Raw genomic sequence first — 15,832 nt, 5'->3', positions numbered from 1 at the left:
TATTTCTTACCGAGGATTGAGTTTACGCCAGGTAGCGGGGTCTTGTTGCGCCCCCTCTTTTTTCCAAATACCTAACTTCTGTTTTTGTGCTGACTCTTGTGCTTGCAGATAGTTTGCCTCGTTATTGTACTGTTTATAAACTACCGCCTCACCATTTTTTACTAATTCTAATCCGAGGTCGAGATTGTTTAGGAAAAGCTGACCAACGTATCTGCCATAATGATCAATATCGCGAACTTTAATTTCTATAATATCATGATCTGCTTGAGATAATAGCATAATGAGGTAGCTTTTTGACGCTTCACCCCAATTTTCTTGTTTCATTTCAGGGGCATCAATTCCCCATACCCGAATTCGAAGTTGTTCTCGATTGTTAGGGGGACAGTTAGCAATTACTGTATCACCATCAACTACTCGTTTGATTTTACATTGATAGACTTCATCATTGGTAACAATAGTGGTTGTGGATTTAGAGGCTGAATCAGGTTCTAATGTCCAATAAGAGACCCCTAAAATCACGATAAAGAGTAGGCCAATCAAAAATCGCCCTTTTCCTCTTTGCCACTGAACTCTTCCCATCTGTTTGATATATTTCCAAAAGGCTTTTCGATAGTAACTCATAATGACTTTAATTATTAGAAGAGCGGAATGATCCAATGAAGAATCACTTGGAGCGTTATTAATGAGAAAATGCCGGCTAAAATATCATCAAGCATGATTCCTAAACCACCGCCCACTTGTGCATCAATGACTTTAATAGGCCACGGTTTTAATACATCAAAAAATCGAAAGATAAGAAAACCTAAGATGATCGCTGTCCAACTGACCGGTGCAAAAAGCATCGTGAGCCATAATCCAACAAATTCATCCCAAACAATACCGCCGTGATCATGAACGCCGAGTTCATCGCTTGCTTTTTGGCAAATAACAATTCCTACTAGCGCTGTGATAATCAGCATGACGATGTAGCCCCAAGTTGGGAGAATCGTTGCAAAAATGAACCAGAAGGGAATAGATGCTAACGTTCCCATTGTGCCTGGCGCAACAGGAGACATGCCGGAACCAAAGCCAGAAGCAAAAAATTGCCAAGGAGTTTTAATTGTAATTTTTGGGGTCATAATGTTTCTCTTTGAATAGTTCGATTACTCAAGGATGTTCAATAGAGAGATATAAGATCTTATCTGAACAATCAATGCAGTGGTTAATCTCAATATTATAGAAGATTATTGGCCAATGGGTGATTTTACATTGGGAATGATATTCATGAAATTATTTAAAATAGTGGGTTCTAATAAATTGTAATTCTGCGATTGATTCTCGAATATCATCTAAGGCAATGTGCGTATTGCGTTTTTCATAGCTTTTCCCCTCAGGATACCAACGCTTCACCACCTCTTTAAAAGAGCTGACATCGATATTGCGATAGTGACAGAATTGATCTAATGCCGGCATATATTTTTTGAGAAAACGGCGGTCAGTACCAATGCTATTGCCACAAAGTGGCGTAGCGCCTGCTGGAATCCATTGACTTGCAAATTCAATGGTAGCATTCATCGCCATCTCGACAGATGTTTTACTCTCACGAATACGGGTAGTTAATCCTGATGCGCCATGGGTATTTTGGCACCAATCATCCATGAGCGCTAAAATCGATTCAGGTTGATAGATCGCAAGGCTCGGCCCTTCGGCTAAGATATTGAGATCTTTATCCGTCACAATAGAGGCAATTTCAATAATATGATGAATCTCTTCATCTAAGCCTGTCATCTCTAAATCAATCCAGAGAAGATTGTTTTTATTCTGCATAACTTTATACTCATTTCATCGATTGTTAAGAGCGCTATTTTCGCATGAATAGCAGAAAATATCATGTTATATAGCAATCCATGAAATAGTGGATGAACAAAAGCCGAGAATTACGGAATATTCTAATCTCGGCTTTTGCTATCTTGAAGTGATGAATGGAGGTCTACTGTAATGTCGGGGGCAGAATCCAATAGTTGTTCTGATACGTTATTTGAGCTTGAATTTTAGATATGAAAAAGCCCTCTGCGAAAGAGGGCTTGATATGAGAGTCACTATTGATTTTTATGAAATAAATGACTAGAAATATATTTTAAGAGAAATATTGTCTATCCTCGAATAAAGACAATCTCACCTGTCACATCATTAGGTTTATAGGCATAACCTTCGAGATTGAATTTTTTGAGATCTTGTAGGTCGGTAATATTATTCTCACAAGCAAAGCGAGTCATCAATCCGCGAGCTCTTTTAGCGTAAACGCCAATGACCTTATACTCACCATTACTATAATCTTTAAAGATCGGTGTGACCACGCGAGCCTTGAGTTTTTCAGGTCTTACTGCTTTAAAATACTCATTCGATGCTAGATTAATCACGACTTTTGCATCGGTTTCATCAATGCGATCGTTGAGATATTCAGTAATGGTATCGCCCCAGAAATCGTAGAGGTTTTTGCCATGTTCATTTGGGAGCGGTGTTCCCATTTCAAGACGATAAGGTGCGATAAGGTCTAAAGGACGAACCGCGCCGTATAACCCTGAGAGAATAGCAAGATGTTTATTCAAAAATTGAATACACTCTTCAGGAAGATTGTAGGCAGACAGACCTTGATAAACATCCCCATTAAAGAGATAGATTGCAGGTTTTGCATTCTGTGAATTAAAGGGTGTTTCAAATTGTGCAAATCGTTCTTGATTTTGAACGGCAATACGTTCAGAGATCTTCATTAAAGTCTGTAAGTCACTAGCACTATAATGACGCAAAATATTGATAAGTTGTTGAGACTGCTCTAAAAGTGTTGGCTGATCTAAACTTGTGATCGGTGGGGGCGTATGTTCATCCAACATTTTTGCAGGGGAGAGTAGAAATAGCATAGTTGTCCTCATTGATTATCTATTTATTGTTATCGCTGTGATCTCTGAAGATAAAGGCCTAGATTATGACTGATTGCGATCTAGGCAACTAATAAGTCTTCTATTTAGTTTTATAGAAAATAACGCACTTATACAAGGGGATTACAAAGATTTTTTTGAATAGATGTGAAAGATTTGTATCCCTTGTTGATTAGCTCACTATTTTTTTACTTTTGGAATAACGCGAATATATTATAGTAATTTTATCATAATAATATGGGTGATATTATTTTAAAGCTTGAAATGCGTTGATACTCATTGAATTATTCTTATTGACATTATTGCTGATGAATTATTGTCGATAATGAGATTCCGGGACTTCCGGCCTTTCAATCCCGGCAGAGAAAGCTTGATCTCTCTTAGCCAGTAGATAGAAGAAGAGTAGCGCAATAAGATAAGCTAAAATTGTACTCACAAATAGATCTATGGGGAAATGCATACCAAGTCGTACACGACTAATCATCATTAAACCAGCCCAGATTGTGATCAGTCCACCGAATAACCAAGTTTTAGAATCTTGCTCTCGAGTTAAAAATCCTACAATAATCATCGCCCACATCACAGCAAAAATCGTGTGCCCTGAAGGAAATGAGTAACCTGTTTCATGTTGCCAATGATTTTGAAGCCATGAAGGTGTTTGTGTGTCATCCTCTACAGTTTCAGCGATAATTTCTGCCCGTTCTTTGCGGGGAAGCTCGTAAAAAGTGTCGATCTCAACACCTTGCTCAACGACATAGCTCATGTAAGGACGGGGCTCTTCCAATGCATATTTGATCGCAGATTTTACTATTTGTGTCGCACCTTGTAGAACTAATACACTTAGGAAAATAATGACCCAATGATGTTGCAAACGTTGACAACGCATGCTCAGTGCAATCGCTAACACTAATGATGTTAAGAGCGCAAAGTAGGGCGTTGATCCTGTTTCTGTGACGATAAAGAGTAGAAAGTCCCAAAATTGATAATCTTGTGTATGTTCCCAATGCCAGCCTGTCAGCCAAATGATGATAGGGATTAGAATGAGTGGGATAAATGTGAGGGTCAAATTTTTGACGAGTTTAGAAAAAGGGGCAATAGTTACAGTCATCATTATAGTTTATTCTTATTAACAGTAGAAAAATTCAGAAATGAGAAACGATCAAGTCTAGCGATCTTTCTATGAAGAGGCAACTATTAAGAATAACGATAGAATGCAGGTCAAGGCACAAAGCTGATCATTTTATATCGATAAATATCAATGATGATTATAAGATCTCTTTTGTGCTAGTTTATGGACTGAATGTAAAAAGACCTTTCAAAAAGGTCTTTCAAAAATGTCTTTCAAAGCAGTGCTTTCAAGAAACTAAGGGGCGCTATTTAGAAATAGTTGAGTTTAAAGAGCCGATCAAGTGTCTTAGCAACGCCATCTTCAAGATTCGTTTGAACGACACGATCAGGAAATTGTACTTTTAGAGGATCGATTGCATTGCCCATCACATACGGATGACCGACTAATGAGAGCATCTCTAAATCATTGCGCTGATCGCCAAATGCAATACAGTGTTTCGGATCAATATTGAGTTGTTCTAACACATGTTGAACGCCGACAGATTTATTGACACCTTGAGGCATCACTTCAAGATAAGTTGCCGAAGAGGTTGAGATCGAAGCGCCTTGGAAATGCTGATGTGCAAAATCAAGATAAGTGGTTAATTGCTCTGAGGGAACGACAAAGAGCGCTTTCGTGATATCTTCATCTAACCAGTTATAATCGGGATCTAGGATCGCAAATCGCTCGCCGGGACAGGTGTGATGATGAGCAGAACCATCGGCGGTATAGATCACATTATTGTGATAGAAAATCGGTGGGTATTGATGAATCTTAGAAAATTCAAATACTTGTTCTAGTACAGGGCGCGGTAAGAGCGCCTCATAGAGTACACGATCCTTACGGAAATCAAATACTCGAGCGCCATTGTAGTTGATCATATAATCGATTCCACCAATGGCATTAGCAAAAGGCAGTGCGCCGGCGAAGCTTCGACCGGTACTAAAAATGACTTGTAATCCATCTTCTCTAAGCTTTGTGAGAATCGCTTGTAATGCAGGAGATAAGCTGTTGTGATCATTGAGACTTGTGCCATCTAAGTCCAAAAAGAGTGCTTTAAAAGTCATTCGATATTCCTTTTAGTTATCTGATTCATCACTGATTAATGCCCTCTAAAAGTATAAAGTGTTCACCCACATTCGACAACCTTAGATTGCGATGATCATCACAATGATTCACAAGAATATTTGAATTATCGTGTCGATTTTTAATTTCAAAGAAAAGTTATTTCTCTTTAAATGCTGAAATGCATTATAATTACAAAGGTATTAACCTCTATTGTGAGGTTCACTAAGCAGAGTCGGCTGTCTTGTAGCGAAGCGCTATAAATGATGGACTCCTCCAATGAATGATAAAAACGAATAAGTGAGAACCAACATGGCAAAAATGCAATCTCTTCAAGATCCTTTTTTAAATCTACTGCGTAAGGGACGTGTTCCCGTATCGATCTTTTTAATTAACGGAATTAAATTACAGGGCCAAATCGAATCTTTTGATCAATTTGTGATTTTACTTCGTTCTAACGTTAGTCAAATGATCTACAAACATGCAGTATCTACGATTGTTCCGGCTCGCAATATCAATCTTGGTCTTGAGACTGATGATGAAGCCTCTTTCGAAGAGACGGCTTCTGACGAAGTATAGGATATACTATTACTGAGTTATCGATTATTGTCGAAATTCAACTCGAAATCTAATTCTAATAGGCGATCTGCTAAAGCTCATCGCCCTTTCTTTCTTATTGAGGTACTCTCGCAGTTATAATGACCGAAATTATTGAAGAAGCTTCAGAGCTATTATCCCATCCGCATGATCGTGCAGTGATCGTCTCTTTGGAAATGCCGGAGAGTGAGCCTGGGGATTTAGCAGAATTTTGTGAATTAGTCACATCAGCGGGTGTTGAAATTGCCACTACGATTACCGGTAGCCGGCAGACAGCGCATCATAAATATTTCGTGGGCACTGGTAAAGCAGAAGAGATTTGCCAAGCTGTGCAAGATTATGATGCGAATGTGATCTTGATTAATCATGATTTAACACCGAGCCAAAATCGTAATCTTGAGAGTCTTTGTGATATTCGAGTAGTCGATCGCACGGGTTTGATTCTCGATATCTTTGCCCAAAGAGCGCAGAGCTTTGAGGGGAAGTTGCAAGTGGAATTAGCACAGCTCACCCGGCTTGCAACCCGTTTAGTGCGGAAACATACCAATCTTTCGCAACAGCGAGGAGGTGCCGTTGGTCTACGAGGACCTGGGGAAACCCGCCTTGAAATGGATCGCCGGGTTATTAGTGATCGTATTCGCCAGCTTAAAAAACGATTAGAATCAGTGACTAAAATGCGGGCACAAGAACGCATCTCTAGAGAGCGTAATGAAGTCCCCACTGTGGCGCTAGTGGGTTATACCAATGCTGGAAAATCCTCCCTTTTTAATGCGTTAACCGATGCCGGTGTGTATGTACAGGATCAGCTTTTTGCCACATTAGATCCCACTCATAGAGCTATTGAAATTCCTCATGTCGGTCGAATTGTATTGGTGGATACAGTAGGGTTTATCTCTAAATTACCGCATGATCTTGTGGAAGCTTTTAAATCAACCTTGCAGGAAGCGGTGGAGGCCGATCTACTTTTAGAAGTGATTGATGTCGCCGATAAAGAGCGGGAATTGAAGATGCGAGAGGTGTCGAATGTGCTTGAGCAGATTAAAGCGGATCAAGTTCCTCGATTGCAAGTTTTTAATAAAATTGATTTAAAACCAGAAATTAATCCCCATATATCTGAAAATGAGCGTGGTTTACCAACAGCCGTGTGGCTCTCGGTAGTTAAAAAGGAAGGGCTCTCGCTCTTAATTGATGCTATTGCAACGCATTTTCAGCAAAATCATCTAGCGCTTTCCGTGACCTTACCGCCAAGCGAAGGGCGGTTACGAGCAGAACTCTATCGGTTAGATGCGGTCAAAGATGAACAATTTGGGGAGAAAGGAGAGTTCATTTTAGAGCTCTATCTGGCGCGTTATCGCTTGATGCGTCTTTTAAAAGAGATGCCGGAGACTTCAGGCTATTTCACTTCAGTGATTAGTTAGTTTTCTATGCAATAAAATTTTCTATGAAATAAGGGTTGTTATAGAGAGATCGCATAGTTGAATAGAATGAGTGATAGGGATTAAAGCAAAGTATTATAAGATCATATTTATGAAGATGAAAAGCGATGCGATGATAGGTGCAAATTGGCTAAAAAATTGCTATCTTGTCGAATTGTCGCTATAAAAATGGGATAAGATCTGAGATCTAGCGGATTATTTGAAAAAGAATATTCATAGGATCATTGTTGAGATGGTCAGCAGAATTATCAAAGGGATTAAATGAAGGAAAATAACTTAGAGATGGCTTGGGAAGCACCGAAAGATGGGCAAAATCAATCGGGTGGAAATCAATCAAATCCACAAAAACCTCAAGATCAGAATGGGCATAATGGTTCTAATAACCCCAATGACCCTAATAATCGCAATAATCAAAATGGTTCAGCGCCTGATTTAGATGAAATTTTTAAAAAACTTGGCGGCGCTTTTCGCGGTAGAGGCGGACAAGGGCACTCAAGTGGCATTGGTAAATATATCGCAATCGGTGGTGCAGTACTGCTTTGCGGCTGGCTTGCAACGGGGTTTTATACCATTGATGCCGGACAAAAAGGGGTAGAGCTACTGCTAGGGCAGTATCATGCGACTAAAGATCCCGGTTTAAGATGGCGTTTCCCAAGTCCTATTGGGGAACATCGTATCATCGATATTCAGCGCCGATTCTCACAAAAAATTGGTTCAACGGCTAAGGGAAATCGTAAAGCCTCGATGTTGACGAAAGATGAGAATCTTGTGGATGTGAATGTTGAAGTACAATATCAGATTAATAATGATGATCCGGCGCAATATTGGTTTGCTTCGGTTGACCCTGATAAAACCCTCAAAGAAGTGGTGGATAGTGCGACTCGTGAGCGAGTGGGGCAGACATCGCTAGATGATATCTTGACAGATGGTCGTGAGCAGTTGATGCAAGAAGTGAAAGAACTGGCGCAAAGTATTTTAGATAACTATGCGATTGGCCTTGTCATTACTAACGTCAACTTAGAAGATGCACAGGCTCCAGCAGCGGTACAAGATGCCTTCTCAGATGCTATTCGTGCAAGGGAAGATGAGCAGAGCCGAATTAACCAAGCAGAAGCCTATCAGAGTAAAGTACACGCCGAAGCGCGCGGGGAAGCGGAACGTATTTTACGGGAAGCAGAAGCCTATCGTGAAAGTAAAATGGCACAAGCGCGCGGGGAAGCAGAGCGTTTTAATCGCCTCTATACAGCCTATCGCAATGCCCCCGATGTGACGCGTGAGCGTCTCTATTTAGAGAATATGGAAACAGTGTTACAAAATAGCAATAAGCTCTATATGGGTTCCGATAGCGGTAATAATTTGATGATGTTGCCATTAGATAAGATGATTAATAGCAATAACAGCAATAATACTGACAAGGGTAGCAATAGTCGAGCTAACAGTAGTGCCAATAATATGGGTGTAACCCCGATTAATAGTGGCGTGCAAATGTCCTCTACTCCGGCAAAAACAACGAAAGCTGAACTGAATAACAGTCAGAAATCGACAACGACCACCCCTTCGACAACGACTAGCGATGATAGCAGAAGTCGTGCACGTCTCACTCGTTAATAGGAGAAGTCATTCAATATGAAATTATTTACACGTATTATTCTTCCCATTGTGGTGATTGTTCTTGTCGTATTGACGAGCTCATTAGTCGTGGTGAAAGAGTGGCAGAAAGGGTTACAATTGCGCTTTGGTCGTATCGTAACCGTTTATGATGAGCCAGGAATCTACTTTAAACTTCCTTTGATTGATAATGTACGAATTTTTGATGGTCGTATTCAAACATTAGATACACCGCCAGAGCCATTTCTCACTTCAGAGAAGAAAAATCTGATCGTGGATACCTTTATCAAATGGCGCGTCATTGATCCTGAAGTCTACTACCAAAAAGTCGCGGGTAATCCAGGTGTTTTTAATCGCCTTTTTGAACCTATTGTGAAAAACAACTTCCGTGCAGCATTCGGTAAGCGTGATGTTCAAACGGTTGTCGGGGGTAACGTTGCCGCGAAAAGTACTAAATATGGCGATAATTCAAAAGTGATCGTTGTGGATAAACCAAGTGATGCGTTAGCCTTAGACCCTAAAACGCTCGAAGAGATTCATGCAGAAGATATCGATATCGTGATTCGTAGCAAAGAGAATGTGACTCCGGTGATCGCAGGACAAGAGATTGATCTGAATAATACTGTTCGTCAAGAGATCGAAAAAACTATCTTAGTAGCGCTTTCAGTGGAAGCAAAAGAGTATGGTGTTGAGATTATTGATGTTCGTATTAATGGTGTTGAATTACCCGATGATGTGACGGATAATGTCTTTAATCGTATGCGTACAGAACGTGAACGTGTTGCGACAGAGCTTCGTTCTAAAGGGGAAGCAGCTTACATTGAGAAAGTGGCGGAAGCAGATAGTAATCGTGTGATTCTACTCGCAACTGCATTCGAAGAAGCTGAGAAAATTCGCGGGGAAGGAGATGCAGAGGCGGCTGTGATTTATGGTCAAGCTTATGGTCAAGATCCTGAATTCTACTCATTTTATCGAAGCTTAGAGGCTTATAAGAATGCCTTTCAGAATGATGGAGATATCTTAATTCTCGATCCTGGCAGTGATTTCTTTAAGCACTTTCAGCAAAAGCAGTAACAAAAACAATTGATTGTTAAATTAAGGCGCTAGTCGCCTTATTCTATTTTTATGAGGAAAAAATTAGATGGGTAATAATGTTGTTATTATCGGAACGCAATGGGGCGATGAAGGAAAAGGGAAAATTGTAGACCTTCTCACAGATAAAGCTGAAGCCGTTGTTCGATTTCAGGGTGGCCATAATGCAGGGCACACACTTGTAATTAACGGAGAGAAGACGGTTCTTCGCCTGATCCCTTCAGGGATTTTGCGTGAGCACGTCACTTGCTATATTGGCAATGGTGTTGTGCTCTCTCCTGCTGCCCTTCTATCTGAAATGGATGAGTTATTAAGTCGTGGTATTAATGTAGATCAACGTCTTAAAATCTCTGAAGCGTGTCCTTTAGTGATGCCATATCACGTGGCGATTGACCAAGCGCGTGAAGAGAAATTGGGTAAAAATAAGATCGGTACCACAGGCCGCGGTATTGGTCCTACTTATGAAGATAAAGTAGCGCGTCGTGCGGTGCGTGTCGCTGATCTCTTCTATCCTGAGATTTTCCGTCAAAAACTTGAAAGCGTGATGGAATACCATAACTTTATGTTGGTGAACTACCTTGGTAAAGAGCCATTATCTGTAGAGGCTGTTTATGAAGAGACGATGGAACTGGCAAAACGTATTCTTCCGCTTGTTGCGGATGTCTCATATGAGCTGAAACAGCTTCGGGATCGTGGTGCAAAAGTGATGTTTGAAGGCGCACAAGGTACTTTCCTCGATATCGATCATGGAACCTATCCTTTTGTGACATCAAGTAATACCTCTTCAGGCGGTGCGGCAACAGGTACAGGCGTGGGTCCATTAGCATTAGATTATGTATTAGGGATTGTGAAAGCCTATGTGACTCGTGTCGGTTCAGGTCCATTCCCTACAGAATTAACTTGTGAAATCGGCCAAGGTTTAGCCGAGCGTGGTCACGAGTTTGGTTCAGTGACAGGTCGTGCGCGCCGTTGTGGTTGGTTTGATGTGCCGGTATTAAAACGCTCTATTGATATCAATAGCTTATCAGGCCTCTGCTTAACCAAGTTAGATGTATTAGATGGGATGGATGAAGTTAAAATCTGTACAAGCTATGAATTAGATGGTGAAGTTGTGGAATATCCTCCCTATGGTGCCGAAAACTTTGGTCGCTGTAAGCCAATCTATGAAACAATGCCAGGTTGGTCTGAAAGCACTGTAGGTATTATGTCATTCGATGCTTTGCCTGTTGCTGCGCAAAACTATATCAAACGCCTTGAAACATTATTGAAAGTGCCGGTGGATATTATTTCAACAGGACCTGATCGTAATGAGACGCTTGTATTAAGAGATCCGTTCGACAACGAATAAGATATTCAGTTTAATGCTGTTTTTGACGAGTGGTTGTTTGATAGTCAATTTGTTTCAAGAAGAATGTTTTTAAAGCGGTTAGTATAGGATTTTAAAAGAACATAAAACCCTTTCTAAGCAATATTTGCAAAAGTCCGGATAGAACAGCTTCCTTGCCTCAATCAGCCGATGCGCTGGCATTAAAAAACAAGCTTGTTTTGAACGGTATCTTACTACCAACGAGACAAAGCCCTAATAGAGAAATCTGTTAGGGCTTTTTGTTAGGTCTATGATCTGAGGATTTCGATCAATGATGGGAGTAGATTGATTACGGTAGTAACTTAAAGAGCCCGTAAGCGATCAACATTGCAAATATGGCCGGGAAGAGTGCGCCGATGATGGGCGGGAATCCTGAAATGAGGATAAAATGCCCGAGCATCTGCGTCATCAGATAGATGATTAGTCCGAGAATGACACCGATCAGAATCCGTTCACCAATCCCTTGCCGGCGTTGTTGGGCAAAGACCAAGGGGGCAGCAATCAGAATCATTGAGATATTGATCAGCGGATTAAAGATCTTACTCCAGAATGCGAGGCGATATTCACTACTATCGAGATTATTCTGTTCAAGATAGGTAATGAAGCGCCAAAGATCCTGGCTTGAGAGATATTCTGGATCATTGACTAAGGCATTGAGCGCAGTCTTATCAATATGGGTATTGAGCGCGAAATCTTGCCCTTTCTGATCGGTAATGATATCCGGGTTAAATGTGATTTCCGTAAAGCTAGGCATCACCCACTCATTATTGCTTAAGACCATCTCCGGCGCTTTAATCCATTTGTGAAGTGCTTGATCCTTAGATGAATAGACATTGATATTTTTGAGTGTTAAATTCTCTAATGAATTAACCTCGATAATATAATCGCCATCAATCGCCCAAAAACCTTTATTGGAACTATTTTTATGGCTGACGACAAGCGCCTCCTCGTGTGTTGGCGGCACAATATATTCCCCAACCCAGACAATCGCAGCACTCAGAAGTAACGTTGTATAGATTGCGCCTCGAAGTGTTCTTGCTTTACTAAAGCCGGCTGTTCGAATGGCTGTGAGCTCATTGTGGCTTGCGAGTTGCCCTAATCCTAATAAGGTTCCGAGTAAGAGTGCCATTGGGAAGATTCGATAAACCCGCGCCGGCATATCGTAGAGTAAGAACTTAATCATATCAACGAGTTGATATTGATCATCGCCGATATCTTGTAACTCATTGAGAAAAGTGAAGAAACTCTCAATAATGATGAGTAGTAATAGACAAAATAGCGTAAATAGTAACGATGTGGTAAAGGTGTAACGATCAATTTTTAACATATTATTCTCTTATCCTCGTTAAAAGTGATCATTAGAGCGATCGGTTATAGCGTCTATAGACAATAAACGCCACGATAAACATTAGGATATGAATCCACCAAATTCCCAAATCCGGGTTTACGGTGCCATTTTTCATCCAAGCCAGCCCCATTCCTAACAGGTTAAAGTAGAAGACATAGAAGATTACGCCAATAATTAACTTATTGAAGCGTCCTTGACGAGGTCTTGAATGTGACAGAGCCGGAATCAGCAGTATGAGTAAGAAGACCGAGATCGAGCCTGAGAGGCGACGCTGTAATTCTCGTTTATAGAGGGGCGATGGATTCTCAAAAAGTTCTTTCGTACTCCAAGCAATCGCTTTAGGCCAGTTATCTTGTTTGGTGGTATCTAAGCGAGTACGCATCACTTCAAAGTGGGCTACTTCTGAATATTCAGGGGTAATGGTTGTCCGCGCGCCATCTTTGAGAATGATAAAGCGAGTATTATTCTCATCAATCTCTTGTAAACCTTCTTTGGCAAAGGTGATGGCCGTATTGCCATTTGCCTCATTGCTCTTGATAAAGACATTTTCAAGATAGCCGGTATTCGGATTGATTCTTTGTACATAGACAATATGTTGTCCTTCGGCAAATTTTTGGAATACGCCGGGTTTAAGAATAGTCAATTGCGCTTCTTCGCGGGCTTTTTTAAGGACAATCTCTTGAATTTGAGCAATTTCCGGGACGATCCAGAAGTTTAAAACGAGTACTACAAAACTGAGTGGAATCCCCACTTGTAATAGAATGCGATAGAGCCTTTTAACCGGCATTCCTAACGCATAAAAGGCGGTCATCTCGCTATCTTTATAGAGCCGGCCAAAGGCGAGAATAGAGGCGAGTAGAAAACTGAGCGGGAGAAGTTCCGTAATAAAGCGAACGATCTGTAATCCGAGTAGGGAAAAAACAGCGGATTGTGACAGCGTGCCGTTAATCACTTGATTGAGGTAGAACGCAAGGCGCTGCACTAATAGTATTGAGATCAATACTAAAAGCACCGCCGCGAAAGTGGTTAAGATCTCTCTGCGGATATAGCGATCTATAAGCTTCATTCGGGATCATTCTCCTGCATCTAATAGAATGGTTATATCATAACCCATTAATTTCAATCATCCTTATGGATTATTAAGGGCTAATGGATATAGGCAATTGATATAGACAATGGATATGTTAATAGCTATGCCTATAGATGTAACTCATTAATATAACTCATTGATAAAATTATTGGTTCTCTTCATCAATCATTGCGCGTTCTTGGTAGAATTGCTGATAGTATTGCTCAAAGGTATCAGCATCGATATGATCGCGAATCTGTTGCATATGCCAGAGGAAATAGTGCAAATTATGAATACTTGCTAAATGGGCACCGAGAAGCTCTTTAGTACGAATGAGATGACGTAGATAAGAGCGACTAAAATGTTGACAGGTATAACATTCACAAGTTTCATCTAGTGGACGAGTATCTTTATCATAGCGGGCATTTTTGATGCGGATATCGCCAAAGCGGGTAAAGAGATGTCCATTACGAGCATTACGCGTAGGAATGACGCAGTCGAACATATCAACGCCTCGTTTAACCCCTTCGATCAGATCTTCCGGTTTACCAACACCCATCAAATAGCGTGGTTTATCCTGTGGCATACGAGGGTTTAGAAATTCTAAAATACGATCCCGCTCTTCTTTAGGTTCGCCGACCGCAAGTCCGCCGATCGCATAACCATTGAAGCCAATCTCAGTGAGTGCTTCGAGTGATTCTTGGCGCTGATCTTCAAACATACTACCTTGAACAATTCCAAAGAGCGCATTAGGATTACCACCATTGACAAAAGCCTCTTTCGATCGTTTGGCCCAGCGCATGGAGAGTTCCATTGAGGTACGCGCCTCATCATATGTGGCAGGATAAGGAGTACATTCATCGAACGCCATCACGATATCGGAACCTAAAACCCGTTGAATCTCCATTGAGGTTTCAGGGTCAAGGAAGAGCTTCTCGCCATTAAAAGGAGAGCGGAAAGTGACCCCTTTCTCTTCAATCTTTCGAAGTTCGGCAAGCGAGAAGACTTGGAAACCACCGGAATCGGTTAAAATCGGTTTATCCCATTGCATAAAGTCGTGGAGATCACCGTGGGCGCGAATCACATCAAGACCAGGGCGGAGCCAAAGATGGAACGTATTGCCGAGAATAATTTGGGCATTCATCTCTTTGAGATTATGCGGGGTGACACCTTTAACGGTTGCAATGGTGCCTACAGGCATAAAAATAGGAGTTTCAATCGTACCACGTTCAAAGGTAATACGGCCTCTACGAGCCGTTCCATCAGTCTTGAGAAGTTCAAATTTCATTGTATGCTTAGTTTTCCAGAATTTAAATGGTACTATTTTACCTTTAAATGGCAAAAAATGCAGAGTTTCCTTATCACAGGTCAAAAGGTTTCAGAATGGTAGAAGTGAGTTTTTATGTATTGCCCTCAAGTAGTGAAGCAACAAGAGAGAAATTACTCTTAAAAATTATCGAAAAGGCTTATCAGGCTGAAGAACCCACCTTTTTTTATAGTGATAATCGTGCATTGATTCAATCATTAGATCGTAAATTATGGGAAATTCCCCATATTGATTTCTTACCTCACGCGATTATTGAGGGTGAGGATGATATCAATCCTCACGATTTTATCTACCTCTCAGATCAAACTTGGACGCTTGAACCTCGCTCTCTCTTTATTAATCTTCATCATACGGTGCCTGAAGTGGTCAAGATGGGGCAATATCCGCGTGTGTTTGAAGTGATTACCCAAGATCCACAAGTTTTAGAAGAGAGTCGTAATCGCTATCGTCTCTATCGTGATCTCGGTTTTTCGCTTAAAACGCATAAATTATAGTCAATATTTCTTAGCGGTACTCTTTCGATCAGCTTCATTACTGAGATCTATATCCTATTGTCTCTATTTTATTGGTAATAATTAAGTTAACTATATTGTTGTATAAGTTATTTATTTTATCTCATAGTTCGTATAAATTTTTCTGCGCTATGGATCACTCTTTTTTGTATCTTTGATCACGATTTCCATTATTTCTTGCATTTATATGTTATTTATTGGTTGTTTTTAACTATTATTGTCTAATATTTCCATGTTGAATGCACGGGTATTGTTGGTTATTAATATTAATGCGATGTTAATTAGGTGTTAATTGGATGTTAAATATTTTTATTTTTTAAATTGCGTATTTATTTTAGATAAATATTGATTTTAAAAACAGTGGAATAATCATTATTTCTTTTGATTAG

15 protein-coding genes are annotated in these 15,832 nt (G+C 40.4%); 6 read left to right on the top strand and 9 right to left on the bottom strand.

What is annotated here, in order from left to right:
- Positions 1-6 precede the first annotated feature (6 nt).
- The 6 genes from DC083_RS01725 to DC083_RS01700 all read right to left on the bottom strand — a co-directional run bounded on the left by DC083_RS01725 (position 7) and on the right by DC083_RS01700 (position 5,090).
- Complete coding sequence (locus DC083_RS01725) at positions 7-621, bottom strand: thermonuclease family protein (protein ID WP_109188541.1); 615 nt, start codon at positions 619-621, stop codon at positions 7-9.
- A gap of 14 nt (positions 622-635) precedes the next feature.
- Positions 636-1,118 (bottom strand): phosphatidylglycerophosphatase A family protein, encoded by a 483-nt coding sequence (locus tag DC083_RS01720; RefSeq protein WP_109188540.1) that lies wholly within the window; start codon positions 1,116-1,118, stop codon positions 636-638.
- 151 nt (positions 1,119-1,269) lie between these two features.
- On the bottom strand, positions 1,270-1,806 hold the full coding sequence (gene orn, locus DC083_RS01715; RefSeq protein ID WP_109188539.1) for an oligoribonuclease: 537 nt from the start codon (positions 1,804-1,806) through the stop codon (positions 1,270-1,272).
- 326 nt (positions 1,807-2,132) lie between these two features.
- On the bottom strand, positions 2,133-2,897 hold the full coding sequence (yaaA, locus tag DC083_RS01710) for a peroxide stress protein YaaA (protein WP_109188538.1): 765 nt from the start codon (positions 2,895-2,897) through the stop codon (positions 2,133-2,135).
- Between the two features lie 331 nt (positions 2,898-3,228).
- Positions 3,229-4,026, bottom strand: coding sequence for a phosphatase PAP2 family protein (locus tag DC083_RS01705; protein WP_109188537.1), 798 nt, complete (start codon positions 4,024-4,026; stop codon positions 3,229-3,231).
- A 266-nt stretch (positions 4,027-4,292) separates the two neighbouring features.
- Positions 4,293-5,090: a Cof-type HAD-IIB family hydrolase gene (locus DC083_RS01700; RefSeq protein ID WP_109188536.1), complete on the bottom strand. Its 798-nt coding sequence runs from the start codon at positions 5,088-5,090 to the stop codon at positions 4,293-4,295.
- 310 nt (positions 5,091-5,400) lie between these two features.
- Between DC083_RS01700 and hfq the strand changes: the two genes are divergently transcribed.
- The 5 genes from hfq (at position 5,401) to DC083_RS01675 (ending at position 11,169) form a co-directional block, all read left to right on the top strand.
- Positions 5,401-5,667 (top strand): RNA chaperone Hfq, encoded by a 267-nt coding sequence (hfq, locus tag DC083_RS01695; protein ID WP_109188535.1) that lies wholly within the window; start codon positions 5,401-5,403, stop codon positions 5,665-5,667.
- 119 nt (positions 5,668-5,786) lie between these two features.
- Positions 5,787-7,103: a ribosome rescue GTPase HflX gene (gene hflX, locus DC083_RS01690; RefSeq protein WP_109188534.1), complete on the top strand. Its 1,317-nt coding sequence runs from the start codon at positions 5,787-5,789 to the stop codon at positions 7,101-7,103.
- 279 nt (positions 7,104-7,382) lie between these two features.
- A complete protein-coding gene (hflK, locus tag DC083_RS01685) occupies positions 7,383-8,729 on the top strand; it encodes an FtsH protease activity modulator HflK (protein ID WP_109188533.1) in 1,347 nt (448 codons plus the stop codon).
- 18 nt (positions 8,730-8,747) lie between these two features.
- Entirely contained in the window at positions 8,748-9,803 is a 1,056-nt protein-coding gene (hflC, locus tag DC083_RS01680) for a protease modulator HflC (protein ID WP_026878372.1), read from the top strand.
- Between the two features lie 67 nt (positions 9,804-9,870).
- Positions 9,871-11,169 carry an adenylosuccinate synthase gene (locus DC083_RS01675; protein ID WP_026878373.1) on the top strand — a complete coding sequence of 433 codons (1,299 nt, stop codon included), beginning with the start codon at positions 9,871-9,873 and terminating at the stop codon, positions 11,167-11,169.
- A 307-nt stretch (positions 11,170-11,476) separates the two neighbouring features.
- Here the strand turns inward: DC083_RS01675 and lptG are convergent, their stop codons facing one another.
- The 3 genes from lptG to tgt form a co-directional block, all read right to left on the bottom strand.
- Positions 11,477-12,514, bottom strand: coding sequence for an LPS export ABC transporter permease LptG (lptG, locus tag DC083_RS01670; RefSeq protein ID WP_109188532.1), 1,038 nt, complete (start codon positions 12,512-12,514; stop codon positions 11,477-11,479).
- A gap of 31 nt (positions 12,515-12,545) precedes the next feature.
- Positions 12,546-13,601 (bottom strand): LPS export ABC transporter permease LptF, encoded by a 1,056-nt coding sequence (gene lptF / locus DC083_RS01665; protein WP_109188531.1) that lies wholly within the window; start codon positions 13,599-13,601, stop codon positions 12,546-12,548.
- 169 nt (positions 13,602-13,770) lie between these two features.
- On the bottom strand, positions 13,771-14,892 hold the full coding sequence (gene tgt, locus DC083_RS01660; protein ID WP_109188753.1) for a tRNA guanosine(34) transglycosylase Tgt: 1,122 nt from the start codon (positions 14,890-14,892) through the stop codon (positions 13,771-13,773).
- 95 nt (positions 14,893-14,987) lie between these two features.
- Here tgt and DC083_RS01655 point away from each other — a divergent pair, with 95 nt between their 5' ends.
- The gene (locus tag DC083_RS01655) at positions 14,988-15,425 is read left to right on the top strand and encodes a DNA polymerase III subunit chi (protein WP_157954866.1); all 438 of its coding nucleotides are present in this window, start codon (positions 14,988-14,990) and stop codon (positions 15,423-15,425) included.
- Positions 15,426-15,832 lie beyond the last annotated feature (407 nt).

It is taken from the genome of Ignatzschineria ureiclastica (genome assembly GCF_003121845.1).
GTDB classification, from domain to species: domain Bacteria; phylum Pseudomonadota; class Gammaproteobacteria; order Cardiobacteriales; family Wohlfahrtiimonadaceae; genus Ignatzschineria; species Ignatzschineria ureiclastica.
Note: the sequence above shows the minus strand (reverse complement) of the source record. Positions and strands in the feature narration are given on the sequence as shown.